General features: G+C 63.0%; 23 protein-coding genes, 1 tRNA gene and 1 pseudogene. 6 read left to right on the top strand and 19 right to left on the bottom strand.

The window, feature by feature from the left end:
• Positions 1-116 precede the first annotated feature (116 nt).
• The 7 genes and pseudogenes from yaaA to ACSJJT_RS06185 form a co-directional block, all read right to left on the bottom strand.
• Positions 117-419 (bottom strand): annotated as a pseudogene (gene yaaA / locus ACSJJT_RS06215) (peroxide stress protein YaaA); the annotation flags it as partial.
• A gap of 195 nt (positions 420-614) precedes the next feature.
• Entirely contained in the window at positions 615-1,673 is a 1,059-nt protein-coding gene (locus tag ACSJJT_RS06210; RefSeq protein WP_435917469.1) for an ABC transporter ATP-binding protein, read from the bottom strand.
• The gene (locus ACSJJT_RS06205; protein WP_435917689.1) at positions 1,663-2,664 is read right to left on the bottom strand and encodes an ABC transporter ATP-binding protein; all 1,002 of its coding nucleotides are present in this window, start codon (positions 2,662-2,664) and stop codon (positions 1,663-1,665) included. The genes ACSJJT_RS06210 and ACSJJT_RS06205 overlap by 11 nt, the downstream gene beginning before the upstream one ends.
• A 45-nt stretch (positions 2,665-2,709) precedes the next feature.
• A complete protein-coding gene (locus ACSJJT_RS06200; RefSeq protein ID WP_435917468.1) occupies positions 2,710-3,687 on the bottom strand; it encodes an ABC transporter permease in 978 nt (325 codons plus the stop codon).
• Positions 3,680-4,603 carry an ABC transporter permease gene (locus ACSJJT_RS06195; protein WP_435917467.1) on the bottom strand — a complete coding sequence of 308 codons (924 nt, stop codon included), beginning with the start codon at positions 4,601-4,603 and terminating at the stop codon, positions 3,680-3,682. The genes ACSJJT_RS06200 and ACSJJT_RS06195 overlap by 8 nt, the downstream gene beginning before the upstream one ends.
• Before the next feature lie 71 nt (positions 4,604-4,674).
• Positions 4,675-6,339, bottom strand: a complete 1,665-nt coding sequence (locus ACSJJT_RS06190) for a peptide ABC transporter substrate-binding protein (RefSeq protein ID WP_435917466.1) — start codon at positions 6,337-6,339, stop codon at positions 4,675-4,677.
• A 299-nt stretch (positions 6,340-6,638) separates the two neighbouring features.
• Complete coding sequence (locus ACSJJT_RS06185) at positions 6,639-7,178, bottom strand: type 1 glutamine amidotransferase domain-containing protein (RefSeq protein ID WP_435917688.1); 540 nt, start codon at positions 7,176-7,178, stop codon at positions 6,639-6,641.
• A gap of 147 nt (positions 7,179-7,325) precedes the next feature.
• Here ACSJJT_RS06185 and ACSJJT_RS06180 point away from each other — a divergent pair, with 147 nt between their 5' ends.
• A complete protein-coding gene (locus tag ACSJJT_RS06180; protein WP_435917464.1) occupies positions 7,326-7,454 on the top strand; it encodes a hypothetical protein in 129 nt (42 codons plus the stop codon).
• 9 nt (positions 7,455-7,463) lie between these two features.
• Here ACSJJT_RS06180 and ACSJJT_RS06175 read toward each other — a convergent pair.
• The 3 genes from ACSJJT_RS06175 to ACSJJT_RS06165 form a co-directional block, all read right to left on the bottom strand.
• Positions 7,464-7,540, bottom strand: a tRNA-Pro gene (locus tag ACSJJT_RS06175).
• 79 nt (positions 7,541-7,619) lie between these two features.
• Positions 7,620-8,522, bottom strand: coding sequence for a metallophosphoesterase (locus ACSJJT_RS06170; protein WP_435917463.1), 903 nt, complete (start codon positions 8,520-8,522; stop codon positions 7,620-7,622).
• Between the two features lies 1 nt (position 8,523).
• Positions 8,524-11,028: a transglycosylase domain-containing protein gene (locus ACSJJT_RS06165; protein ID WP_434285586.1), complete on the bottom strand. Its 2,505-nt coding sequence runs from the start codon at positions 11,026-11,028 to the stop codon at positions 8,524-8,526.
• Positions 11,029-11,311: 283 nt separating this feature from the next.
• Between ACSJJT_RS06165 and ACSJJT_RS06160 the strand changes: the two genes are divergently transcribed.
• Positions 11,312-12,586, top strand: a complete 1,275-nt coding sequence (locus ACSJJT_RS06160; RefSeq protein WP_435917462.1) for an aspartate kinase — start codon at positions 11,312-11,314, stop codon at positions 12,584-12,586.
• A 7-nt stretch (positions 12,587-12,593) separates the two neighbouring features.
• Positions 12,594-14,417: a murein biosynthesis integral membrane protein MurJ gene (gene murJ / locus ACSJJT_RS06155; protein ID WP_435917461.1), complete on the top strand. Its 1,824-nt coding sequence runs from the start codon at positions 12,594-12,596 to the stop codon at positions 14,415-14,417.
• A gap of 54 nt (positions 14,418-14,471) precedes the next feature.
• On the opposite strand, the gene ACSJJT_RS06150 is transcribed toward murJ, so the two are convergent.
• The 8 genes from ACSJJT_RS06150 to arsD form a co-directional block, all read right to left on the bottom strand.
• Positions 14,472-16,031 (bottom strand): polysaccharide deacetylase family protein, encoded by a 1,560-nt coding sequence (locus tag ACSJJT_RS06150; protein ID WP_435917460.1) that lies wholly within the window; start codon positions 16,029-16,031, stop codon positions 14,472-14,474.
• Positions 16,032-16,184: 153 nt separating this feature from the next.
• Positions 16,185-17,117, bottom strand: a complete 933-nt coding sequence (locus ACSJJT_RS06145; RefSeq protein ID WP_435917459.1) for a permease — start codon at positions 17,115-17,117, stop codon at positions 16,185-16,187.
• Entirely contained in the window at positions 17,114-17,980 is an 867-nt protein-coding gene (locus ACSJJT_RS06140; RefSeq protein WP_435917458.1) for a TIGR03943 family putative permease subunit, read from the bottom strand. The genes ACSJJT_RS06145 and ACSJJT_RS06140 overlap by 4 nt, the downstream gene beginning before the upstream one ends.
• The gene (locus ACSJJT_RS06135) at positions 17,977-19,470 is read right to left on the bottom strand and encodes a polysaccharide deacetylase family protein (RefSeq protein WP_435917457.1); all 1,494 of its coding nucleotides are present in this window, start codon (positions 19,468-19,470) and stop codon (positions 17,977-17,979) included. Before ACSJJT_RS06135 ends, ACSJJT_RS06140 begins: the two co-directional genes overlap by 4 nt.
• Before the next feature lie 231 nt (positions 19,471-19,701).
• Entirely contained in the window at positions 19,702-20,826 is a 1,125-nt protein-coding gene (locus ACSJJT_RS06130) for an alpha/beta hydrolase (RefSeq protein ID WP_435917456.1), read from the bottom strand.
• 297 nt (positions 20,827-21,123) lie between these two features.
• Complete coding sequence (locus ACSJJT_RS06125) at positions 21,124-21,687, bottom strand: hypothetical protein (protein ID WP_435917455.1); 564 nt, start codon at positions 21,685-21,687, stop codon at positions 21,124-21,126.
• Between the two features lie 189 nt (positions 21,688-21,876).
• Positions 21,877-23,646 (bottom strand): arsenical pump-driving ATPase, encoded by a 1,770-nt coding sequence (gene arsA / locus ACSJJT_RS06120; protein WP_435917454.1) that lies wholly within the window; start codon positions 23,644-23,646, stop codon positions 21,877-21,879.
• A gap of 26 nt (positions 23,647-23,672) precedes the next feature.
• Positions 23,673-24,083: an arsenite efflux transporter metallochaperone ArsD gene (gene arsD / locus ACSJJT_RS06115; protein WP_435917453.1), complete on the bottom strand. Its 411-nt coding sequence runs from the start codon at positions 24,081-24,083 to the stop codon at positions 23,673-23,675.
• 95 nt (positions 24,084-24,178) lie between these two features.
• Between arsD and ACSJJT_RS06110 the strand changes: the two genes are divergently transcribed.
• Positions 24,179-24,523, top strand: coding sequence for an ArsR/SmtB family transcription factor (locus ACSJJT_RS06110; RefSeq protein ID WP_435917451.1), 345 nt, complete (start codon positions 24,179-24,181; stop codon positions 24,521-24,523).
• 38 nt (positions 24,524-24,561) lie between these two features.
• On the opposite strand, the gene ACSJJT_RS06105 is transcribed toward ACSJJT_RS06110, so the two are convergent.
• The gene (locus ACSJJT_RS06105) at positions 24,562-25,305 is read right to left on the bottom strand and encodes a GntR family transcriptional regulator (RefSeq protein ID WP_065673871.1); all 744 of its coding nucleotides are present in this window, start codon (positions 25,303-25,305) and stop codon (positions 24,562-24,564) included.
• Between the two features lie 121 nt (positions 25,306-25,426).
• Between ACSJJT_RS06105 and ACSJJT_RS06100 the strand changes: the two genes are divergently transcribed.
• Positions 25,427-25,891 (top strand): PTS sugar transporter subunit IIA, encoded by a 465-nt coding sequence (locus ACSJJT_RS06100; RefSeq protein ID WP_069102324.1) that lies wholly within the window; start codon positions 25,427-25,429, stop codon positions 25,889-25,891.
• Between the two features lie 8 nt (positions 25,892-25,899).
• A complete protein-coding gene (locus tag ACSJJT_RS06095) occupies positions 25,900-26,181 on the top strand; it encodes a PTS sugar transporter subunit IIB (RefSeq protein WP_065673873.1) in 282 nt (93 codons plus the stop codon).

The following is a 26,181-nucleotide window of genomic DNA, read 5'->3' as shown; positions in this document are numbered from 1 at the left end:
GAGTTTGCGGAAGACGGGGATGTCCGATGAGGACACCTCGTCGCAGTCCAGCCGTCGTGGAAGTCAGTGAGTGCCTTGACCGTGCGCACACGAGTGTGGATCATCCATCCGGCCATGAGGCCGCGAGCCGTCTTGGCGGTGAAGGAAATGACCTTCCAACGTCCCTGGCGATCCCGTGACTCGAAGCGCGGGGAAAGGATCCTCACGTCGATGCCCTCGATGGTCTGGAAGTATTCAGCCGAGGCCAGGTTGACGAAGACCCTTGGGCCTGGCGACTCCTCGAGGTCGCTTGCGACCAGGTTGACGATGCGATCACCCCACCAACCCGCCACAGTGGAACCACGGTCGGTGCGCAAGGCGGTTCTCATCTCCAACCGATACGGCTGAATGAGATCGAGGGGCCGCAGAACCCCGTACAAGCCAGACAAAATGCGCAACGTCCTCTGCGCCTCGGTCCGGTCACGGGTGTCGATACCCGGAGGTATCAGCGAAATCTGCCAAGAATTCGGCGTGGTGACGTTGCCATCGGGATCTGGGGTCAGTTTTTGGCAGATTTCGCTGATGTTGTCTTGACAGCTCCGTGTGGTAACTCCGGGTAGCCGACCCGGCCAGGCCTAGTCGGTGAGATCACTGGGCTTGATGTCGTCCGAGGCCTTCTCGAAGACTTCCGCGAAATGGCATCGGCAGGCGTGCTCTCCCTGGCCGTCGGGGTGCATGTCCAAGGAGGTCTCCTTCTCCGAGCACAACGGCTGTGCGCGCCAGCACCGGGTGTGGAACCTGCAGCCGCTCGGCGGGTCGGCCGGAGACGGCACGTCTCCGTGCAAGAGGATTTGGTGCCTCTCGCCACGTAGGGAAGGATCAGGCACCGGCACTGCCGACAACAGAGCCTGGGTGTATGGGTGGGTGGAGCGCTCGTAGATCTGCTCCTCGTCACCCATTTCCATGATCCGCCCCAGGTACATCACGGCCACCCGGTCAGAGATGTGGCGCACCACCGACAGGTCGTGGGCGATGAAGATGTAGGCCATCCCCAACTCTCGCTGCAGCTTCTGCAACAGGTTGACGACCTGGGCCTGCACCGAGACGTCCAGTGCCGACACCGGCTCGTCACACACCAGCACCTTCGGCTGCAGGGCGATTCCGCGGGCGATACCGATACGCTGACGCTGACCACCGGAGAACTCGTGGGGGTACCGGTTGATGTGCTCGGGGTTGAGACCCACCAGGTCCAGCAGTTCCTTGACCCTCTCAGTACGCCTGCCGCGCGGAACGGCGTCAGGGTGGATCTGGAAGGGCTCACTGACGATGTCGCCGACTGTCATCCGCGGATCCAGCGAGGTGTACGGGTCCTGGAAGACGATCTGGATGTCGCGTCGCAGCTTGCGCATCTGCGAGCCCCTGAGGTGGGTGACGTCACGTCCCTCGAAGGTGATCGTCCCGGAGGTCGGCGGCTCGAGGGCCACCAGCAGGCGCCCCAGGGTGGATTTTCCACACCCGGACTCGCCGACCACACCGAGCGTCTCGCCGGGATACAGATCAAAACTGACCCCGTCAACGGCCTTGACATGCCCGACGGTGTGACGCACTACCCCGGACTTGAGCGGGTAATGCTTCGTGAGGTCGCGCACCGACAGGATGGGTTCGCCTTTCCTGGCGATGTTCTCAGCGGTCACGATGGAGGACCTCCTCGGTGTGGTGGCAGGCGGCCCAGCGTCCGGGCTCGACCTCGACGAACGTGGGAGCACCGCCGACGCGACACTCTTCCGTGGCCCAACGGCAGCGCGGGTGGAACGAGCATCCTGACGGCAGGTTCGTCAGGGAAGGCGGCAAACCGCCGATCGCGTACAGCTCGGTGCCCCTTTGATCCAGCCGCGGAATGGAATCCAGCAGACCGACCGTGTAAGGGTGGGCGGGGTTGTCATAGAGACGGTGGACGTCAGCGTGCTCGACGAACCGTCCGCAGTACATCACCGCGATGTCGTCGGCCACGTCCGCCACAACGCCCAAGTCGTGGGTGATGAGGATCAGACCCATCCCGGACTCCTCCTGGAGCTCCTTGAGCAGGGTCATGATCTGGGCCTGGACGGTGACGTCAAGGGCAGTGGTCGGCTCGTCGGCAATGAGCACCCACGGGTTGAGGGCGATCGCCATCGCTATCATGATGCGCTGACGCATACCGCCGGAGAACTGGTGCGGATAGTTGTCGGCGCGCTCCTTGGCGGCCGGGATGTGTACCCTCTCCATGAGACGGATGGCCTCGGACATCGAGTCGGAGCGGTTCATACCGCGATGGATGCGGAACATCTCGGCGATCTGCCATCCGACCGGGAAGACCGGGTTCAGCGACGACAACGCGTCCTGGAAGATCATCGAGATGTGCTCGCCGCGGATCTGGCGACGCTTCTTCTCGGGCATCGTCAGCAGGTCAACCCCGCAGTACTCGATTTTTCCGCCGGTAATCTTGGCCGGGGGCGAGTCGAGGATGCCCATGATCGCCTGGGCGGTCACGGACTTGCCTGACCCGGACTCGCCCAGGATCGCGAGGGTCTCGCGTTCGGACAGGGTGAAGCTCGTGCCGTTGATGGCCTTCGCGACGCCGTCGCGGGTGTGGAACTCCACGTGCAGGTCGTCAACGTTGAGAAGCAGCCCGTCGACCGGCTCCATGCGAAGGCGGGCGCTGGTGAGTGTCTTTCGTGCCATGTCGAAACCTCAGTGCTGTTTGGGGTCGAAGGCGTCCTGTGCCGCCTCGCCGAGGAAGATGAACGCCAGCACCGCCAGGGACAGGAACAGTGACGGGAACAGCAGCATGAAGGGTGCCGACCGGACATAGCCCAGACCGGAGGCGTCGGAGATCGACACACCCCACGAGATGGCCGGTTCCTGCAGGCCGATGCCCAGGTAACTCAGCGTCGCCTCGATGGCGATGTAGGCGCCCAAGTTGATGGTGGCGACCACGACGACCGGTGCGATGGCGTTGGGCAGGATGTGCTGACGGATGATTCGCCACGACGAGGCACCCAGCGCCCGAGCGGCCTGGATGTAGTCGTGGGGCAACACCTGCAGCACCGACGACCTCATGAGTCGGGCCAGGGACGGCCAACCCAGGATGACGATGGCTCCCACCACTTTCAGCACCATGACGAAGTATGGGGTGCCGGGCTGGTTGGGGAAGGTGTACAAGATGATGATCCCGCCGAGCAGTAGCGGGATGGCGTAGAAGACGTCACCGGTTCGGCTCAGCAAGGTGTCGAGCCAGCCGCCGCGGAATCCGGCCACCAGGCCGATGAAAGCACCGAGGAGGGTCGTTCCCACGGTGGCGAGCATGCCGACGAGGATTGACGACCTGGCTCCGTAGACTGTCCGGGCGTAGACGTCACACCCTTGGATGTCAGTGCCGAACCAGTGCACCCCCGAGGGGATGTGTCGGGCTGTTGACAGGTTGCAGTCGCTGGGGTCCTTTGACGTGAAGATCGACGGGGCTGCCGCCATCAACAGGAAGATGACGATGAGGGTCACCGAGATCCAGAACAGCGGGTTGCGTTTGAGGGAGTCCCAGGCGTCATTCCACACCGAGCGCGGCTTGGAGCTGTCCATGACGTCGTTGTCGCTGGGGGAGGGCTCGGTCAAGGCCTCTGGCCCGCCCGCTCCCAGCGGCGAATCGGGAAGGTTCGTGCGTGGTTCAGTCATGGCTGATCCTTGGGTCGAGCACCCCGTACAACAGATCGACGAGGAGATTTGCGAGCAGGTACACCAACACCAGGCAGGTCACCGAACCAACCACTGACACACCGTCACGCTGGTTGATCGACCGGTAGATGTAGTTGCCGATCCCGTTGATGTTGAAGATTCGCTCGGTGACGATCGCGCCGCCCATGAGTGCACCGAAGTCGTACCCGATGAAGGTGATGACTGGGATGAGGGAGTTGCGCAGGGTGTGCACGGTGACGATGCGCGACGTCGACATACCTTTGGCCTTGGCGGTGCGCACGTAGTCGGCACGCTGGTTCTCCAGCAGGTTCGACCGGGTCAGACGTGCCACGTAAGCCACTGACAATGCCCCCAGTACCAGACCGGGCAGCACCAACTCGCCCCAGGAACCGGCACCGGCGGTCACCGGGAACCAGCCCAGTCGCAGGCCGAGGACCAGCTGGGCCAGCGAACCGATGACGAAGATCGGGATGGAGATGACGATGAGGGAGGACACCAGGACGAAGTAGTCGATGAACTTGCCGCGTCGCACGCCAGCCCAGACACCGGCGACGATGCCGACCACGATCTCGACGGCGATCGCGATGAGGGCCAGCTTGATCGTGACGGGGTAGCGGGCGCCGAGTTCGGAGACAACGGTGTTGCCATAGTAGTCAACGCCGAGATTGCCGTGCACCAGCTTCTCCAGGTACAGGCCGTACTGGACGAGGAGGGGCCTGTCGAGGTTGTACTCGGCTCGGAAGGCCGCGACATAGGCGGGAGGACAAGGACGTTCACCGCATCGACCGGCCGTCGGATCGCCCGGCAGGGCGAAGACCAGACAGAAGATGATGAACGTCGTCCCGATGAGCACCGGGATCATCTGAAGTATGCGTCTGACGATGTATCTGAACATGGTGTACCTCACGACACCGTCGGTCCGCTGGGCAATTCCAGCGGACCGACGGATGCGTCATCAGGGATGGATCACTTCACGCTGACCGACTGAAGATCAATCGTGCCGAACGGGGTGAGCTTGACGTTGGCGACCTTGTCGGACCACGCGAACGGGGTGGAGGTCGTCCACAGCGGGATGGTCGGCGGGTTCTCCGCCAGCATCTTCTCGGCCTCCTGGTAGAGCTTGTTGGCCTCCGGGGCGTCCGTGGCGGCAGCGGCTTCTTTGAGCTTGGCGTCGAAAGCCTTGTTCGAGTAGTCGTTGTCGTTGCTGGAGGCGCCGGTGGCGTACATCGGGGTCAGGAAGTTCTCGATGGACGGGTAGTCCATCTGCCACCCGGTACGGAAGAAGCCCTCGAGGGAACGCTTGTTGACCATGTCACGCAGAGTCTTGAAGTCCGGGGTGACCTTGAGCTGGCACTTCAGACCGAGGTCGTTCTTCCAGCCGTTGCAGATGGCCTGCGACCAGGCCTTGTGGTCGCCGTCACCGTTGACCGCAATGGTCAGGGTGCCCTGATAACCACCGGCTTTCTTGTAGAGCTTGAGGGCCTTGTCCTTGTCGTAGGTGCACATGTCGCCGCACTGGTCCTTCGTGTACCCATCGACGACGGGGGAGACCCAGCCGTCAGCGGGGGCGCGGGAACCGGCGAAGATCTGCTTGGTGACCGTCTCGCGGTCGATGTCCATGGCAAGGGCCTTGACGAGGTCCTTGTTGTCGGCCAGCTGCTTGTCCTTGCTGGAGTAGGTCAGGGTCTGGGTGACACCGGACTGACGGATGCCCCAACGGTTGGCCAGGTCGTTCTTCCACTGGTCGTTGGTGAGCTGGTCGGTCGGGATGAGGTCGTTGATGTCGAGGTTGTTGGCGACGGTGTCGTTGTAGGCCGGGCTGGCGTCGTTGTAGATCTTGAAGGTGACCTTGTCGACGTGGCCCTTGTACTTACCGGCGTAATGCTCGTTCTTGGAGACGGTGATGGCCGTGGCAGTGTTCTCGGTGACCTTGTACGGCCCAGCGCCGACCGGCATCTTCTCCCACTTCTTGGCCGTCGGATCCCTGAGGAAGGCGTCCGGCAGCGGTGCGAAGGCGGTGTAACCCAGACGCACCTCAAGGTTCGAGATCTTCTCGGTGGTCTTGATGGTGAAGGTGTGATCGTCAACGACCTTGAGACCGCTCATCGTCGTGGACTTGGGTGTGGTCTTGCAGGTCTCGTCATCACACTGCTCGTCGGCGTAACCCTCGATCGGCTCGAAGAAGTAGCCAGACTGCTGGGCGTTCGGCCCATAGGCTGCCCAGTTCCAGCCGTCGACGAAGTTTTTCGCCTTGACCTCGGTGCCATCGGAGAACTTGTATCCCGGCTTGATCTTGACGGTGAAGTTCTGGTTGTCCTTGGTCTCGATGGCCTCGGCGATGTCCATCTCCGGCTTGGCGGTGTCAGAGTTGTAGTGGATGAGACGGGCGCTGACGGCGTCGAGGACGTTTCCGCCGCAGGTCTCGTTGGTGTTGGACGGAATGAGCGGGTTCTGTGGGGTACAGCCGCGAACGGTGATCGAACCACCGTCCTTGGCGGGGGCGCTGTTGTTGGCCCCGTTCCCCGACGAACCAGCGGCCGATTCATCCTTGGCCGCAACGTCCTCGCCGCAAGCTGACAATGCCATCAAGCCCGCGAGGGACAGCGCAATGAGTGGCCTCATTCGACGCATGGTGTCTCCTTCTCACGTCACGTCGGCAGGTACCCGACGATCCCAGGTTGTTCGGGACACCATGCCACTGTTCAGAAGCTTTCGTCACTCGTCTCAGGGGGTTGAGACGACATTGTGATCAAACTGCAGCATATGTAAAGCCGTCATCGTGGGTGGACATTGGTCTCACGATGTGGAGATGCCTGGGTGTGTGCGGCCCATCCTGACGCGGTTTCGGGGCGTCGCGGTGCTCTCGGAATGAACGCAGCAAGGGCTCTCCCCCGAGGGTGAGAGCCCTTGTCATGACGCTGATGCGAAGGTCAGGCGACCTCGTCGACCAAGGCCTTGGTGAAGGCCGGGAGGTCGTTGGGATTGCGCGAGGTGATGAGCACCCAGTCATGACCCGGGCAGCGGACGAGCTCCTCGTCCACCCAGGTGGCCCCGGCGTTCTCAAGATCTGGACGGATTGAGATGTAGGAGGTCATCTTCTTGCCCTTGGCCACGCCGGCGTCGATGAGAACCCACGGCCCGTGGCAGATTGCTCCGAGTGGCTTGCCCGCGGATGAGAACTCCCTGACCAGACGACGACCGTCCTCGTCGACACGCAGGGTGTCCGCGTTGACGGTGCCACCAGGGATGACGAGCAGGTCGTAGTCCTCGGCCTTGACGTCAGCCAGCGTGGAGTCGGCGTCAATCCTGGACGCCCAGTCCTTGTCGCCGGTGACGGTCTGGATGGCTTCGCCGCTGTTGGAGGCGACGGTCACCTCGATACCAGCCTTCTTGAGGGCGTTGATGGGCTCGACGATCTCGGCCTCCTCAACTCCGAAGTCCGTGGCGGCGATGAGCGCGCGTGCCATGATGATTCCTCCTTCGATGGGGTTCGGTGGTGTAACGGCATCCACGGTCGAGGTATTCCGGACATGCGGCACCTGGGGCGCACGGATCTGGCGGCGTCGGCCCTGGTTCCAGCGCCGTCACCGTAGATCTTGACGGTATTGGAGGTCACGGTGATGACACTGTTCGTGGGGCTGCAGACTGCCGCACTTGACACCGCACCGTCGTCGCTGTGGGCATGGTCCTATACACATCAGATCAGCCTGGTGTGTGCTGTGACACTGGCGACAACCGCCATGTGAAGAACCGAATGGTCGGGGTGACAGGATTTGAACCTGCGACCTCCTCGTCCCGAACGAGGCGCGCTACCAAGCTGCGCCACACCCCGCGACCACGGTTATTTTCCTCAACGGAAGGATCGACGGACACTTTAACGCAGCTTGAGCGAAAGCGCCAAGCCGCCCCTGTCATGGCCGTGGGACCAGCGTCAACAGTGTCACTCCCGGTCGACAGAATGTCCGGTACGGGGCGAAAGGAGAGGACCCTAATCCGGCCGAGACATGTAGCCATCCGGTGCGTGCACCGCTGCTGTGCTGTGAGAGCCCCTTGACGCGGTCGGTGTCGAGATCACAGTTGGTGATGATGGCTCCCTTGACGGGCAGACACACCTGTCCGCCATGGGTGTGGCCCGCGAAGATGATGTCCATCCCGTCCCCGACCATGGCGTCAAGGATCTTGCGGTAGGGCGCATGGGTGACGCCGATGTTGAGGTCTGCGTCATCATCTGCAGGTCCAGCAACCTCCTCATAATGGTCACGGTCGTGGTGGGCGTCGTCAGTACCGCGGAACGCCACTTGCTGGCCAGCCACCTCCAACGTCCCTGACTTGTCGTTGAGGTCCAACCACCCCGCCGCGGTGAACGCTTGGCGCAACTCCTCGTGGGGGAGCTCCGGTATCGGCTCCTCCGACGCGTGCGAACGGCCCCGCAGCAGATACGAGAACGGGTTCTTGAAAGCCGGCACCAGGTAGTCGTTCGACCCGAAGACGAAGGCTCCTGGGCGCTTCAGCAACCCGGCCATGTCGTCAAGGAGGGGTTGCAGGGAGTCAGCCGAACAGAAGTTATCACCGGTGTCGATGACGAGGTCCGGCTCGAGGTCGGCGAGTCCACGGATGAACTCCCGCTTGGCCCTCTGGCGAGCCAGCATGTGGAAGTCCGAGATGTGCAACACCCTCAGCGACGAGCTGCCGGGCTCAAGCACCGGCACCTCGACGCAGCGGACAACGAACCGACGCGCCTCGATGACGCCATAGGTCAGCCCGGCGACGCCGACTCCAACCAACCCGGCGGCCGCCTTCATGAACGCCTTCATGTCAGCGAGGCCTCGTCGTGCCAGGTGGGTTCTGCTGGCCGCCACCATGTCCTCGGCCAGCGTTGCCACCGGTGTTGCTTTCGGGCTGATTCTGAGCGCTCGGCGCGTTCTGCTGATTCCCAGGCTGGTCGTCGCCCGGGTCGTTCGGCTGATGTTGTTGCGGTGGCAACGGAGCATAGGTCGGCTCGGGCTCGGGTTCGGGACCCTTCGAGATCTTGAGCACGACTGCTGCTCCGGAGCGAGCCGACCCTTCCGGGTCGGTGCCGAGATAGGTGCCGGGCTCGGAGTCGTCCCAGACGTGCCACACCTTTGTCCGGAATCCGGCCTTGCGAATGGCGGCCCTCGCCTGCGAGTAGGTCATGCCGTCAGTCTTCGGAATCTTGATGAGTTTGCCGAAGCGGGTCTCGTCGGTGGGCGACACGAAATCTGTCCTGGGCTTGTCCTTGAGTGCGCCTGCCATAGCGGCGCGATAGATCTTGCCGGCGTCGCTACCACCGGAACCATTGAGGTACACCCCGGTGGAGGTTCGGATTCCTCTGATGGAACGCGACCTGTCCCCGCGGAAGTAGGCGTTTCCGCCGTCAGCAGCGATCATCGCCACGCCAGCGGCCTGCGGGGTGTAGCCGTCGAACCACGCGGCCTCGTGGGCGTCGGTGGTACCGGTCTTGCCAGCCTGCGGATATCCGCCGGGGATGGTTGCGGGGATACCAGTGCCGTTCATGACCTCCTTCAGCACCGAGTTGACGCCGTCGGCGACCTTCTGCGGCATGACCCGCTTGCAGTTGCCGGTCGGCACCTTGATGGCAGAGCCGTTACGGTTCTTGATCGATTTGAGGATGATCGGATCGCACCGGACACCTCGAGACGCGAAGGTTGCGTAGGCCGTGGCCATCGACAGCGGCGAGACATAGGCGGTACCCAGGGTGAACGAGGGGACGTTCTGGAAGGCGGTCACGATGTCCTTGCCGCTGGAGAGCTTGACTCCTGCGTTCTGGGTCATCTTGGTGACGTCACACAGGCCGACGTCCTGTTCCAACTGGACGAAGTAGGTGTTGACCGACCACTGGGCGGCCTCGCGCATACCGATGTCCCAGGAATGGCCGTCAGCGTTCTTGACGCGGAAGGGTCCTGATTTGAAGGCACCCTTGCAGTTGGTGAACCTCTCACCGGTGAAATCCATCGGGGAGGAGGCGACGTAGTGCTTGTTGATCGGCACACCGGAGGCCAGGGCCGCTGCCGCCGTGAAGGCCTTGAACGTTGAGCCTGCCTGGAACCCGGTGGCACCACCCATCGAGGCGGGAGCCATGTAGTTGTAATAGGTTTGGCCGGATTTCGCGCCCATGACAGGACGCGACTGGGCCATCGCCAGGAGCAAGCCGGTGCCAGGCTGGATGATCGCGGTTCCGGCGAGAACTGGATCCTTCGGGCCGACGACGTCGGAAACAGCCTTCTGGGCAGCGTCTTGGACCTTCGGGTCGATATTCGTCTGGATCGTCAGTCCGCCACGCTTGACCATCTTGGCTCGCTCGGAGGGGTTCTTGCCCAGGCTCGGCATCTGCAGCAGGCTCCGGTAGGCGTAGTCGCAGATGAACGGATACTTTGAGGAGATGCAGCCGTTCTTCGGGTAGACGACCTTCGACTTGTCGAAGATGACCGCCTCCGCCTTACGGGCCTGGTCAGTGGTGATGAGGTTGAGTTGAGCCATGCGGCCAAGCACGATGTTCCGGCGGTTCATGGCGGCCTCAGGATGGTTCACCGGGTCATAGGCGACTGGGTTCTGCACCAGGCCGGCGAGCATCGCCGACTGTGCGAGGTCGAGGTTGGCGGCCGTCGTCCCGAAGTAGTGACGGGCCGCGGACTCGACGCCGTATGCGCCGTCACCGTAATAGGCGATGTTGAGGTACCGCTCCAGGATTTGCTTCTTGGAGAGCTTCTTCTCCATCGCCACCGCGTAGCGCAGTTCCTGTACCTTTCGGGTGATCGTCGGCTCCTGGGCAGCTTGCGCGCCCGCCTCGTTGCCAGCTGCGACGGCGGCCTCGATGCGGATCTGCTTGACGTACTGCTGGGTCAGGGTCGAACCGCCCTGACGAGCTGATCCGGCGACATTGCCCACCAGGGCTCGCGCGGTGCCCTTGAGATCGATCGCGCCATGGGAGAAGAAGCGGTTGTCCTCAATGGCCACCTGGGCGGTCTGCATCTCCTTGGAGATCTTCGACAACGGGACGTACTCGCGGTTCTCGTCGTAGAAGGTGGCCAGTACCGACCCATCTGCCATGAGGATGTGGGACTTCTGGGCCTGCGGGGTACTCATCAATTCCGCAGGCAGGTCGTCCATGCTGTCAGCCACCATCGTCGCGGTGCCACCGGTCAGAGCAGCGACGGGCACGACGAATCCGGCTACCAGCAATCCGGCCAGGATGCTGACGATTCCGAACATGGCCAAGGGATAGAGCTTGCCGTGCCTGTCTGAGCGCATGGTCCCAAGGATACGTGAGGGTCCGGACATACCCGAGCGGCACAGGCCGTGGCGGTGGTGTTGACGATGTGGTGAGGCTGTGAATTGTGACGTTGCGGACTGCATTGGAGGGGGGCTTGGGACACGATGCCGCTCCACAGGCCGGTCCTTCGCTGGTTTTCCCCGCGCCCCTACTATCGTGGCAGGCGCGCCTGACGGTCCCGGTCACGTCACGGTGTCCAGCAACAGGCCGGGGTGCTCCCGTCCTGACCACGGACGGGTCGCCATCTGACGCCGGTTAGACTTTGGTCTGCCGAACCTGGCAGGAGGGTTGATGACGCGAGTCGTCCAGAAATTCGGTGGGTCCTCGGTGGCCGACGCCGCATCGATCAAGCGCGTGGCGCGCCGGATTGCCGCAACCAAGCAGGCCGGCAACGACGTCGTCATCGTCATCTCAGCCATGGGTGACACCACTGACGACCTCATGGACCTGGCTCTTGAGGTTTCCCCGCAGCCGGCACCGCGAGAACTCGACATGCTCCTGACGACCGGTGAGCGTCAGTCCGCGGCCCTGCTGGCCATGGCCCTGTCCGACCTGGGTATCCCAGCGCGCTCGTACACCGGGTCCCAGGCTGGCGTCATCACGACCGCCGCCCATGGCAATGCCCGCATCATCGACATCACCCCGGGACGCATCGAGAAGTCCTTGGAAGCCGGGGACGTCGTCATCGTCGCGGGATTCCAGGGCGTTTCGCAGACGACGAAGGACGTCACCACCCTCGGGCGTGGCGCCTCCGACACCACTGCGGTCGCGCTGGCGAGCTCCTTGGGTGCTGACTTCTGCGAGATCTACTCCGACGTCGACGGGGTGTTCACCGCAGACCCACGCATCGTCCCGGGGGCTCGCCGCATCCCCGAGATCTCCTACGAGGAAATGCTCGAGATGGCCGCCTGTGGCGCCAAGATTCTCCACCTGCGGTGCGTCGAGTACGCCCGCCGTGAGGATGTGCCGGTCCACGTGCGCTCCTCGTTCTCCGACAAACCCGGCACATGGGTCAAGGACCTTGCCGACATCACGAAGGGATCTGACATGGAAGAGGCCATCATCTCGGGTGTGGCCCACGACCGCTCGGAGGCCAAGATCACCATCGCCGGGATCCCCGACGCGGTGGGTCGGGCTGCCCAGATCTTCGACATCATCGCGCGTGCCGACATCAACATCGACATGATCGTCCAGAACGCCTCGCGAGTGATGAACGGCCGCACCGACCTGTCCTTCACCCTGCCCATGAGCGATGGCCCGACCGCTGTCCGTGCGCTGACGGCTGTCAAGGACGAGATCGGCTACGAGCAGATCCTCTATAACGACCAGATCGGCAAGGTGTCGGTCGTCGGCGTGGGCATGAGGTCCCACCCCGGCGTCACCTCGACCTTCTTCCGTGCCTTGGCTGATTCCGGCATCAACCTGCAGATGATCTCGACCTCCGAGATTCGGATCTCTGTGGTCGTCGATGCTGATCAGGTCGACGCGGCCGTCCGCGTTGCTCACACTGCTTTCGGTTTGGACGCTGAAGGTGAAGCCGTCGTCTACGCCGGGACCGGCCGCTGAGGCGACGATGCCCAAACCCCAGGACGACGACGTTTACGACCTCCTTCACCTTCCGGAGGGAGCCCCACCAGTCGACGTCTACGACTCCCTCGACATCGATGCCGTCACCTTCGGCGTAGATGTCTCGGCCCATGCGCTGACCTGTCTGGATGCCGACGAGGACTTCGATCGCACTCGGGTCATTTCTCGGGTCGACGCCCAGGTCCCCCCTACCGCTGGCAATGTCCCCGCGGAAGGGTCGCTTCGTCGCGCCAGCATGGTGATGGCGACCGGAACGATGGTCTCGCGAATTCTCGGATTCGTGCGCACCTACCTGCTCACTGTCGTCGCCGCTGGTACCTCACTGGCCCTTGACGCCTTCCAGGCCGCCAACACACTGCCGAATGTGGTGTTCATCCTGCTCAGCGCGGGAGTTCTCAACGCCATCCTCATCCCGCAGATCACCAAGGCCATGAAGCAGCCGGACGGTGGCCAGGAGTTCGTCGACCGTTTGTTGACGGTGTCATTCGCGTCGGTCCTCGTCGTCACAGTGTTGGCAACCGTGGCTTCGCCGTGGCTGCTGGATCTCTACTTCTCCTCCAGCGGGGCGACTCGTCACCTGACGGTCTTCTTCGGCTTCATCTGCATGCCGCAGATCTTCTTTTACGGCCTTTACGCGATCCTCGGACAGGTCCTCAACGCGCGAAACCAGTTCGCCGCGTTCATGTGGAGTCCGGTGCTGGCGAACGTGGTACAGATAGCCGGTCTGGTGTGGTTCCTGGTGCAGTTCGGTGCTCACCCGGATCCGGCCACCTGGACGTCGGAGATGGTCTGGGTGCTGGCTGGTACGACGACCCTGGGCATCGTCATTCAAGGGTTGTTCCTCATCGTGCCGCTGCGCCGTGGCGGTTTCCGTTGGCGTCCTCGCTGGGGTATTCGCGGTTACGGCCTGGGAGCGGCCGCGCGCATCACGGTGTGGACCTTCACCGCTCTGGTGATTGCCCAGCTGGCTGGCATCATCATGAAGAAGATGCTCTCCCACGTGCGTATGGTGCACCCCGAGGTCTCGTCGTCGATCAGTGCCTACGACAACGCATTCCTCATCTTCATGCTGCCGCAGAGCTTCATCACGACGTCGATCCTCACGGCCCTGTTCCCGCGAATGAGCCGGGCCAACGCCGACGGCGATGACAGCGCTATGAGGAAGTTGCTGCGTCAGGGCCTGGAGACCCCAGCCCTGGCCATCATCCCGTGTTCCCTGGCCATGGTGGCGTTGGCTCGTCCGGGCGTTCAGACGATCTTCTCCCTGAAGAACGGTCAGGTCGACGCCCTTGCCTGGGCTGTTGCCATCATGGGCCTTGGCCTGTTGCCATTTGGGGTGGCAACCCTCCAGCAGCGCTACTGCTTCGCGCGTGAGGACGGCAAGCTCAACCTCATCATGCAGTCGATCACCACCGGCACCCAGCTTGGGGTGCTGGTTACGATGTTCGTCCTCCCCCCAGAGTTCGCCCTCCTCGTCGTCGCTGCTGCCCAGACCATCGCCAGCACCGTTGGAGCTACGGCGTGGTTGTTCGTCGCATCACGACAGCTCGGTGGCCTCGGCATGGGGAAGGTCAACCGGCTGTGGATCAAGCTGATCGTGGCCTCGCTGGTCGCCGCCGTGCCGACCTTCTTCGCCGGTCACGCCATTGACGCCGCCGGGAACGGGGCCTGGATGGGGCACGCCGGTGGAACCTTCGTCGGTGGGGTGCTCTTCGTCGCGATCTTCCTGGTCATGGCGAAGCTGCTGTGCATCGACGAGGTCATGGGTCTGGTGCGCCCCATGGTCCGAAAGGTGGCGCGGCGCGGCTGACTGACCCGACGGGCACCGGGCTGGGAGCATCGACCGGGTTCGTGGTTTCCTTGATCAGGAAGCTTCGCAGCCGATTCCGCTCTGGTTGACGGCAGTGCCGCGGCAGTAGGTCTTTCCGGCCTCCATGCCACCCGTGTTGAGCGTCAACTCGGAGACCGTCACCAGCACCATGCCCTGCTCGTGGAGTCCCTCGATGAGGTTGGTCGTCGCATCGGCGGTCGAAGGGTAGGTGTCATGCAGCACGATGATTGGCTGGGTGTACGTGGTCGCGAAATCCGTCACCGTGTCGATGATCTTGGCCGCGTTGCGGTCCTTCCAGTCGTTGGAGTCTGCAGTCCAGTTGATCATTGCCAGATTGTGCTTGGCCATGGTTGCGTCGACGTTCTCGTTGTGCGCGCCGTAGGGAGGACGGAAGAGCATGGGCGGACGACCGGTGAGCTTGGCCAGCGAGGCGGCAGCTTCGGTGATCTCGGCGGCACGTCCCTTGGGGCCGAGCTTCGTCAACGTCTGATTGGTGGCCGAGTGACTGCCGACCTCAAAGCCTGACCCAGCGAGCAGCTTGGTGGTTTCCGGATGGGTGTCAACGCTGGTCCCGAGCTGGAAGAAGGTAGCCGCCGCCCTCGTCTTGGAGAAGCCCTCGATGATCTTCGTCGTGGTGTCGGCCGGGCCGTCATCGTAGGTCAGCGCCACGCACTTGTTGACGATGCAGTCGACGCCCACCGCGGTCGACGGGTGAGCGGGTTTGCCATGCGACGTGGTCGCCGGATCGCCTGGCAGCGGTTTGGTGTTCGGGGAGTCCGACGCCTTGGGGCTGGTCTTGAGCTTGGCGAACCATGTGACGTCCGTGGACGGGGTACCGGTGAAGGAGGTGGGGTGAAGGGATGCACCCAATGCCTTCTGGCCGAGCCCGCTGAGCATCGGTGAGATGGTGGTGGAATCAATCATGACGGTGCGCTGTACGGTGTCGATGGCTCCCGCCGGGAAGCGGACGAGCATGTCTCCCTTGCTGTCGAAGGACAGCGCCGGCCCGGTGCCGTAAGGCGTTTGGGGCTGCTGGAGGGCGGCCTCGGCCTTCTTGGCGTCGAGCCCATCAGCCTTGGCGGTCTTGACGACCTGCTGGCTGAACCGTGGCCAGCCGGGCCACGAGATGAGGGCACTGGCGGAGAGGGTCTGCTTCATCGTGGCGTCGTACCACAGGGTCGTCGTCGCTTTGGAGGACTTCTTGTCCTTGGTGACCTCAGCCTGGAGCTCCACCCCGAGTAGGTCGGTCGTTGACGAGGTGAAGTGGCCCGTCATGGCGACCTTGGTGGCTGACTCCCATGCGGCACCGCGCAGGGTGCGTTCGCGGACGACCTCGATGGCCTGGGTGAGGTTGCGCTCGGAGGTGATGGTGGGCACCGTGACGGAGATGTCAGAGGGTTCCTGCAGGGACGTCGACGTCATGGAAGCCCCCGACACGTTGCCGGAGGGAACTGAGGTGGACTTCAGGTTGGAACGAATGTCCGAAGGGGCGGCGCCGGGCGCGTCGTCATTGTGAGAGCAGGCTCCAAGAGGGAGCAGGGCCACCAGGACAATGGCCAGGGCTCGGATCGAGCGACGCGGGGAGACACTCACAGTCATAGGGTAAGGCCGTACTCACGTGGGAACGAAGCACAACGCCGGGTACGCCTGACATTCTGGGCGACTTCTTCGGATTCTCAGGAGAGGGCCGGATGGTGCACAGCTGGACAACGCAGAGGGAGTGGCATGGGCATGGGTGTACGCCGTTCATGAGGAGAGCAGCAGGCTCCCGACGAGCAGGGCCGAGGCGACGCAGCAGCATGCCGCCAAGGGCACGAATCGCTTGAGGAATCCGACTCCGAAGGCTCCGCCCTCCATTGCCATGAGTTTGACGTCGACAACCGGTCCGATGGCGAGGAAGGCCAGCTGGGCGGTGGGGGAGAAGTTGGTCAGGGAGACTGCCATGAAGGCGTCGGCCTCCGAGCACAGCGCGACGATGACGGCCAGTAGGCTCAGCACGGCTGCTTCGAGCAGCACGTTGCTCGTCAGGGCCTGCATCCAGGCGGTCGGGACGAAGACCTTGACGGTGGCGGCGATGGCGGCGCCGATGACGAGGAATCCGCACGACTGGATGAAGTCATGGGCCAACTCGCTGCGGAAGGTCTCGGTCATCGTCGACAGTGTGCGACGTTCCGGGGCATGGCCATGGATTCCGCAGGAGGCTTCCTCCACAGCTGATCCTGCTGACCCGTCGTCGACTCCGCGTAGTGGACGTCCCAACCAGATCCATCCCAGGCCGATGAGGACGGCAGCCAGCAGTCCGGCCATGAATCGAGCCAGGGCCATCTTGGGGTTGACGGTGTAGGCAATCGCGGTTGCGGTGATGACCACTGGGTTAATGGCTGGGGATGCCACCATGAACGTCAGCGCCGCCGCCGTCGGGACCCCTGCCCTCACCAGGGATCTGGTTGTGGGTACGGAGGCGCACTCGCAGGCGGGAAGGGCAATGCCAGCCAGACCGGCCACCGGCACGGCCACAGCGGTGCGACGTGGCAGGAAACGGGCCAGGGCGCGAGGTGTGAGGAAGGCCGTCAGAGCTGAGGAGATGATGGTCCCCAGCAGCAGGAAGGGCAGCGCCTGCAACCAGATACCGACGAAGACGACGAGCCAGGCGTTGACCTGGGGCGGCAGCTCGCTCATATGTAGGGGTCTTCCGGGACGGGGATCTTCTGAATGTGATCCACCTTGAAACGAGTGTCACCGTTGGCCGAACTGGGCAGATAGGTGCCTGTGACGCGAATCCACGAGCCGCCGACGGGGCGTGACGAGGTGTCGACCATGGTCGTCATGAAGGGCAGGGCGTCGGCCACGCAGCACCACATCTTGAGCCGGGCGAGGACCCAGGCGTGGTCGGGGTCCTCAGGTGCGGCGCTGACGAAGCCGATCATCGTCAGTTCGCGACCCTTGAGAGTGGCGATGCCGCGAGAATCGTCAGCCCGTTGCACGTAGTCATAGATTGTGAGCTCGGCCGGATTGCCCTTGAGGGCAGGCCAGTGCTGTGGCGGTGGGCCCATCGGACCGTTACGGTCCGAGCCGATGTTGTCGCCGCCGTTGTCGTGGCCTCCGACGGTCTTTCCGGTCTTGGGATCGATGGCCACCGGGGACACCGATTTGGGTGCCTTGGGTGGTCCGTCGTTCCACGAGTCCGAGAAGTCTTGGTCCGGGGACGGGCTGGCACCGCGGACTGCCGGACGGTAACTGGCGGCCCCCAGCAAGGACAGCGGCTGCAGCGGGACGAACATCCCCAGCGCGACGGGGGCGACGATGAGTATGCCGATCCGATTTCTGTGGTGCCCGGCAGTGTTCGGGTGGCGCACTGCCCGGGCGAGGGTCCACAAACCCATGATCGTCAGGACGGGGCATGCGATCCACAGCAACGTGGTGATGATGGTGCCCACGAAGAGGTGCACCCGGCCACTGATGAGCAACTGGAATCCGAGCGCGGCACAGGCTAGCAGGGCCAGACCCTCCCAGAGGACACCCGCTCCCGGTCGGATCCTCATCCCTTGCAGTTGTAACCGTCCTGGGCAATGATCGTGCCGTTGCAATAGGCATGGCCGGCCTGGTAACCGCCCGAGTTCAGGGACAGCTCGCTGGCGCTGACGATCGTTTTGCCCTTGGCCTCCAGGTCCTTGTAGATCCTCGGGGCCGCGTCGATGGACGCCTTCTGGATGTCATGCTCGAGGATGAGCGGAGCATGGTACGGCAGGGCCGTCATGACGAGACGGTGAGTCTCGTCGGGATTGCGGTTCTTCCAGTCCTCGCTGTCGATCTGCCACTGCATGATCGCCATGCCGTTCTCCTTGGCGATCTCGTCAACGGTGTCATTGTGGGCACCGTAAGGAGGACGGAAGAGTAGCGGGGTGGCCCCTGTGAACTCCTTGATGAGCTGGGAGTTGTGTTCCAACTCACGACGAATGCGGTCAGGAGTCTTCACCGGAAGGTTCGGGTGGGTCACTGTGTGGTTGCCGATCTCCATGCCAGCGGCGGCCACCTTTTGTGCAGTTTCCGGGAAGGTCTTGATGCTGTTGCCCATCTGGAAGAAGGTGATCGAGAGCTTGAACTTCTTGATGGTGTCGAGGAGCTCCGGGGTCATCGCGCTGGGGCCGTCGTCGTAGGTGACGGCGACGCAGTGCAGTACCCGACAATCTGGGCCGACGGCCGTAGAGGGGCGAGTCGAGGTGTCGGTGGACTTGAGGGACTCGTCGACTGGCTGCGACGTCGTCCCAGTGAACTTGCCGGGATTCGTCGATGCCTTTTGGGCCTGGGTACCGAAGCTGCTGAGCATTCCTCTGGCCTTGTCAGACGGTACGGCGAGGGTGATGGGATGGTCGCTGAGGACGCCCGAGGCGAAGGTGGCCAGGAGGTCACCGTCATGGTCGAAGCCGAGGGCGGGGCCGTTGCCGTACGGGGCGGACTTGGCCTTGGCGGCCGCGGCGATCTTGCCGCCGTCGAGGGACTTGTCCTTGCCAGCATTCTGCAGGGCCGTCGTCAGGTTGGCCCACTGGTCCGCCTTGACGAGGGCTGGGGAGGAGTACGACTGCTTCGCCGCCGTGGAGTACCAGACGGTCGCCGGGATCGTCTGCTTCTTCCCCCCGATGGTGGTCGTGTTGGTCAACAGCACGCCCAGGACTGCATCGCTGGAAGCGATGACCTGAGAGGTGACGCTGACGTCAGAGGCATCCTGCTGCCACGAGTCGCGAAGCATACGTCCCTTGACGACCTCAACCGCCATGCTGAGGTTTCGAGCGTTGGCAAAGCGCGGGAAGGTGGCCTGGACCTTCTCCGGGGTGGCCTTGAACGTGATGTTCGTTGCTCCAGCCTGGGCGACGGGGACCTTCGTCAGGGTGGTGCCGATCGCGCCGGGGCCCGAGGAGCCACCTGACTTGTCGGATCCCTTGGGGCCGTCATTCGAGGAGCAGGCGCCAAGCGCCAGACAAGCCGTGAGTGCGACGGCTGCGACTCGCCGAGGAAGGTTAGGCTTCAGCAACATGAGGGAGACCTTACCTTGTGTGTTCGGCTCTCCGAAAACGAACGTGCCGGCTGGGGGAGGCAGCGTTCGGGCCGCGCTGTGAAGCCACTGTGGTGGCGGCGAGGCGAATGTGATTCGTGGTTCTCCTGGCAGCGGCTGCCATCCTGACGGTGTGCGGACAGGTGCGGGGCAAGAACGAACTACTGGGCCGGGGAATTCATCCCCCGGCCCAGTAGTTCACGGATGTGTGGCTCACTTGTTGTGGGCGTCAATCCAGTTGATGATCGTGTCGTCGACCTGATCCTTGACGGGCTCGTTGATGGTCTCGTGCATCAGGCCCTTCCACTGGATGACCTTCTTGTCCTTGGAACCAATGGCGTTGTACCAGTTGGTGTCGAAGTAGGCCGGGACAATGCCGTCATTCGCGCCGTGCATGATGAGGGTCGGCTCGGTGAAGGACGGGGCGTTGAAGGCGTTGTAGGTCTGGGCGACGCCCATCTGCTTGACCATGCCGAGGCTCATGTACTTGTTGTTGTAGGGATCCTTCTTGTAATCCTCGACGACGGCCGGGTCAGTGCAGACGCCGCCCGACAGCGGGTTCTTGAACTGGATGAAGGCCTCGCTGACGGTCGAGGGCAGATGAATCGCCTTCGGGTTGCGCACCGCCTGGGTCAGCAGGATGCCGTTGAAGCTGGTGAGCTTGTCCATCGGCAGCTTCTGGCTGATGGTCGGGTCGGCGTTCTTCTCGGCCTCGGTGAGATCGTGGGCCGTGATGATTTCGGGCTTCTCGGTGTCACGACCCCAAGGGTTGACGGCAATGCCGCCACCGTTGCTCACGATGCCGTCAACGGTTCCCGGGTACTTGGAGCCGTAGGACTGGACGGCGAAGCCACCCATGGAGTGACCGAAGAGGAAGACCTTCTTGCCGTCGTTCTCCTTGTGCGCGATATTGACGAACTGGTGAACGTCATTGACAAGGTTGTGCCAGTCGTCAATGTTGCCGCGCGGGATGGTGTTGCTGACGTACGGGCGAGCGCTGCGTCCGTGTCCGCGGTGGTCGAAGCGGTAGGTGGAGTAGCCGGCGTCATTGAGACGCTTGGCAAGGTAGTCATAACGGCCGGAGTGCTCAGCGGCGCCATGAACGATGACGACAGCTCCCTTGGCGTTCGGGACGATGTTCTTGCGGAAAAAGAGTTTGGTGCCCCAGTGATCGGTGCTGGTGACGTATCCGGTGACCAACTTCGGCTGGGCGGAGACCGCAGCAACCGGTGCCGAGGCGTTGTCGGAGGCGAGGGCGGGAGACGCCGCCATGGAGACTCCGGTGATGGCCATGGTGCCGGCGATGGCCAGTGCGCTCACTTTCTTCGTGAAGATCATGTTCAAGCTCCTTTGCTCTGAAATGGCTAGCCGTACGGCTCGTGTCGTGAGACTAGGTGAGTGTGGGGCCAGTCGGCAGGCATATGGGCGTGTGTACATCTGGATCTGGTCAGATGCTCGCGAATCGAGAAAGGTGCCTGCACAACTGTGCGGACATCGGAAGGCTGACCTCGGGGGCGAGGTTGCGGGTCGACGATGCTGTCCGAGTGCGTCAATGGGGCTGCAGGACAATCCTGCAGCCCCATCCGTGCCAGACGACATGATTCACACGGTGGCCTGGCTCAGATCTGGTCGGATTCAGCGGACCTGGCTGGCGGGAACCCAAGCGGTGGTCGGAATGTCACCGAGGTGGCCGACGTGCCCAGTCTTACCGGGCAGGCCGGGCAGGTTGATGGTGAAGCAGACCTTGGCGTCCTTGAGGTTGGCGACGATCTCCTTGGCCAGCGGCTTGAGGTCGCCGAGGCCGGAGGTGTCCTTGAAAGCCTTCCGTGCGTTGTCGGAGACGATCTTGACGATCTTGGTGACGAGAGCTCCCTTGTCCGCCAGCAGGGCCGGGTTCTTACGGACGGTGTCAATGATGTCCTTGGCGGACTGAACGGCGACGGCCTTGGTCTTGGCGGTGCCATCCTCAATGAGGATCTTCGCGATCTTGCGCTCGACCTCGCGACGCTGCTGGGCATTGTTCTTGAGGCAGTCGAAGTCGATCTGGATCGGGAGCTTCGAGGTGTCGATGGCGGGGGCGGACGGAGCAGGGGTCGGGGCGGGGGTGGCGTCGGCCGCGTGGGCTGGGACGGCCATGAGGGCGGTTCCGGTGGCGAGGGCCGCGGCTGCGCCAGCGGCGACGAGGCGATTCTTGATCATGGGGGGGTTGTCCTCCTTGTAGTGATCGGCACCTGGTGGGGTGCTTGTGCCGGCTGAGTCCGGCAGACACCAAAAAGGTAAGGAGTCTCGTCCTGGCGGGTCCACCTCGCGGCGTGGTTGTTGTACTTTCGTCTGGTGATGGGAAACGAATGGGCATCGAGATGGGTGGAGAGCCTGGACAAGTGGCCGTCAGGAAGGATCCTCCGACCCTGAAACGAGAGCCGCAAGGTGTGCCTGGCCAATGGGTTCGCTGGCGAGGGCTGGTACGACAGCCCAGCGGGCGGCCTGTGCGGTCACGTTCTCAATCTGGGCCACTTCGTCTCGGGCTCGACGTCCCAGGAGGGCGCTCGTGGGGTGGGCGGCTGCCAGCGAGTTGTTGACGACCCATGCCCAGGGGCGGATGTCGGCGCGAGCAAGATCCGTCACGAGAGATGTCGCCTCGAGGACAGGTGTGGTGTCCGGCAGGGTGACGATGATGATCTTGGTGTGCTCTGGATCCTGCAGGCACATGAGTGGGGTCGTCGTATGGAGACGCTGGGTGGAATCCATGTGACGCAGGACATCCCGGTGGTACGAGCCGGTGGCGTCCATGAGGAGAAGGGTGTGGCCGGTTGGGGCGGTGTCCATGATGACGAACTGATGACGGGCCGTGTTGACGGCGTGACTGAACTCCTGGAACACCGCTATTTCCTCGGTACAGGGGCTGCGTAGGTCCTCGGCAAGTGCGGCTCGTCCCTCCTCGTCGAGGCTGCTTCCTCGGGTTGCCATGACGCGCTCGCGATAGGCCTGCGTCGCCCTTTCTGGGTCAATGGAGTCAACCGTCAAGCCAGCCGCCTCTCCATCCAGTGTCGCGGCAAGGTGAGTTGCTGGATCACTCGTCGTGAGAAGGACCTTCTTCCCGCGACGAGCCAGTTCCGTCGCGATGGCGGCAGCGATTGTCGTCTTTCCGACACCGCCCTTGCCCATCGTCATGACGAGGCCGTGATCCTGGTCGGCGAGATCGTCGATAAGTTGGTTGAGACTTGGCTGTTCGGGCAGGTCGACGATGACGTCATCGTCACGGTGATCTGCCTCGTCCCCGGCAAACATGTGGGACAGGGCATCGACGCCGATCATGGTCGTTGCCTTGAGGGGTATGTCGTCGCGTCGAAGGGCAGCGAGGTCGGCTGGCATGGCCTCCAGGGCAGCGTGTTCGCGTTCCTCAATGGCGCGGTGGAGGGGGTCAGCGTCGTCGGCATGGGGGAGAAGGCCGTTGATGACGAGGTGAGAGGCCTGGATGCCGGTCTCGGTGAGCTCTGTGAGAGTGCGGTTCACTTCGTGCAGGCTCGACGGCTGGGCCCGTGCCACGAGAACGAGTCGGGTGACATCGGGGTCCGTGAGGGCTTCGACTGCAGCTCGGTAGGTGTTTTTGCTTTTGTCCAGACCAGACATCGGGCCCAGGCAGGAGGCATCGCCCTTGCCGGCATCAAGGTAGGCGGTCCAGTCGCCGGGTAGCTGGAGGAGGCGAATGGTGTGACCGGTGGGTGCAGTGTCGAAGATGACGTGGTCGTAGCCGGCGGTACGAGACGGATCAGCCAGCAGGTTGGTGAACTCGTTAAACGACGCGATCTCGACAGTGCATGACCCGGAGAGCTGTTCGGTGATCGTGGCGATCTCGCTGGGGGGAAGGATGGCGCGCACCGGGTCAATGATCCGATTGCGGTAGGCCTCGGCCGCTTGCTCCGGATCAATCTCGAGGGCGTCGAGTCCGGGGACGGCGTCGATCGGGGTCATGCGGTTGCCGATCGTCTGGCCAAAGACGTGACCGACATTGCTGGCAGGGTCAGTGCTGACGAGGAGGACTCGTTTGCCGCGGCGCGTTAGTTCGACCGCGGTGGCACACGCGACGCTCGTCTTTCCCACCCCGCCCTTCCCGGTGAAGAAGATGTGACGAGGGGCATCGTCGAGGAACTGGACCATCGTGACCTCCTGACGTTCTGGTGCGGTCAGCAGCAACCGGAGGACTGCTGGGAACCCCCGCAGCAGGACGTCGATGCGCCTTGATCTGAGCAGCAGTCCTCGATGACGGGAAGCTCGGTACGCGGCGAGGCGTCGGTGCGACCGGCCCATCGCAGCATCTCGTCGCGGCTGGGGTGACGGCCGGTGAGGACGGTGACATCGTCGACGAGGGTGAGGGGGAGGGCCTCGGAACCGGCGGTCTGGAGGAATGCGACGACGACCGGGTTTTCGGCGAACCGGGTTGGGTCGGTGGCGAGGTTGGCTCGCTGGACGTCGATTCCCTGCGCTTGGAGAGCCCTGGCGTCGGAGGTGAAAGTGACGAGTTCCTGGTCGACGTCGGAGCCGCAGACCCCGGTGTTGCAACACAGTGCGGGCTCGTAGACACGGATGGTGGACATCTGGACCTCCTGCGATCACATTGATGAGCGTCTATACGTTGATAGTAGGAGGTCGTACTGATGGGCGTCAATATGGCGACGGTAGGATTATCGGCATGAAGACGACGCTTCCAGTTGTGTCGGCCGATGATGAGTGCGAGCCTGACTCGTCACCTCTGCCGGTTTCGCGTGCCGAGGAGCTCTCCGTCGTGGCAAAGGCGTTGTCGGATCCAGTGCGGTTGCGGGTCTTCCACCACATCGCGGCGAACAGCGGCGCCAGTGTGTGTGCCTGCCATCTCGACGGCCTGTTCGGGGTGAGTCAGCCGACGCTGTCCCATCACCTCAAAAAACTCGTGGAAGCGGGACTCGTCGACAGGGAAATGCGGGGACGCTGGGCTCATTTCACGGTGCGGCCAGAGGGGTTGGATGCCTTTCGTGCCTTTCTGGCTGATCTTCCCTGATTCGGCTCCCGGCTAGGCGCGAGTCACGCTGGCCTTGGCTAATCTCGTTCGGAAACGCTTGGGTTCGCTTGCAAGCTGATCTCGATCTCACCGAAGCCAGGCGCGTGCGTCGTGATGCCGTAGGCGACAAGCCTGTCTCCGGCAAACACTGTTGAATCCATGCCCAGCAGACACGTGCCGTTCGGCACGTTCAGGAGGTTGGCTGTCTCGTCGCTCGCCTGCACGATTCGAATCGTAAGGTCGTTTCGAGTCAGCAGGATGTCATGGGCGGAGCGCAGGTAGTCGAACAGGCTCGCGTCGGTGAAATCGTGCTGGGCCACATCCCCGAACGTGACGGCGTCGAGCCATGTGACCACATGTTGATGCAGTTGCTGGTTGACGTAGCGCAGGCGTTCGAGGCGAACCAAGGGCTGGCTTGGTGCGAGTCTGAGGAGTTCAGCCTTACGGATGTCAAAGACCACTTCATTGCTCACCACTGTGGAAGTCACCGAATGGCCGAGTTCGGTCTGCTGTCTATGAAACCCGGTCACATGCTCCGACAATGTCTCGCGAAAGACTTGGGGTAACGCGGGGCGGGAGGCGAAGGTGCCCCGGCCCTGTTCGCGGACGATGAGGCCTTCCTGCTCCAAGTCGGCCATGGCTCGCCGGACGGTGATTCGGCTCACGTTGAGTTGTTTGCACAACTGCGCCTCGGTTGGCAGCCGGTCGCCGGGGGACATGCGCTCGATCTGTTGAGCGAGCAGATCGTGGACGGCTACATGCTTGATCGTCCCAGCAGTCATGCGTTCGCCTCCTCGTGCCTGCTTCAGGCTAGACCCGTGACGTGGGGGCTACCCACCCCAGGGGGACGCAGGCATAGTATGCTGAAAATAGGTCATAACAACATGATGAATGTGGGGATGTATGACTACCGGCAATGAAGCCACGGGGCTAACCCCTGAACGCATTCAATTCACCGCTGAACCTCTGCAGTGGACTGAGGCCATAGCACGGGTCGCAGCTCCGTTGATCGCCGATGGCTCGGTTGAGTCCGGCTATGTCGACGCGGTTGTCGAGACGGCCCGCAAGATGGGGCCGTACTTCGATTTCGGTAAGGGCATTGCGGTGCCGCATGCCCGTCCCGAAGCCGGGGTCAATCGCATTGCCCTGTCGTTCTTGCGCACTCGGACACCAGTCCTGCTGCTTGACGATGAGGAGCACCCGATCGATCTGTTCATCATGTTGGCCGCAACGGATTCCTCGTCGCACCTGCAGGTGCTCCAGGGACTCGCCACGGTCCTGACCGACAACGCTGCGGTCGAGGCCCTCAAGGCCGCGCAGCACCCCGAAGAAGTACTCGCCATCTTCGGCGAGACAAACAAGTCCTAGGAGTCCAGATGAAGTTCATGGCCGTATGTGGATCGGGGCTGGGTTCCAGCTTCATGGTCCAGATGAATATTGAAAAGATCCTCAAGGAGCTGGGGGTCTCCGGCATCGAGGTCCAACACTCTGACATCTCGTCTGCCAGCTCGAACGATGCCGATGTTTTCTTCCTCGCGCGCGACGTCGCCGAGGGCGTGCACTACGACACGAAGACCGTCGTCCTCAACTCGATCATCGACATGGACGAGCTGCGCGAGAAGGTCACAGCGACCTGCCGCGAGCTGGGTCTGATCTAG

The sequence above is a fragment of the Cutibacterium nasicola genome, assembly GCF_051303185.1.
GTDB lineage: Bacteria > Actinomycetota > Actinomycetes > Propionibacteriales > Propionibacteriaceae > Cutibacterium.
Note: the sequence above shows the minus strand (reverse complement) of the source record. Positions and strands in the feature narration are given on the sequence as shown.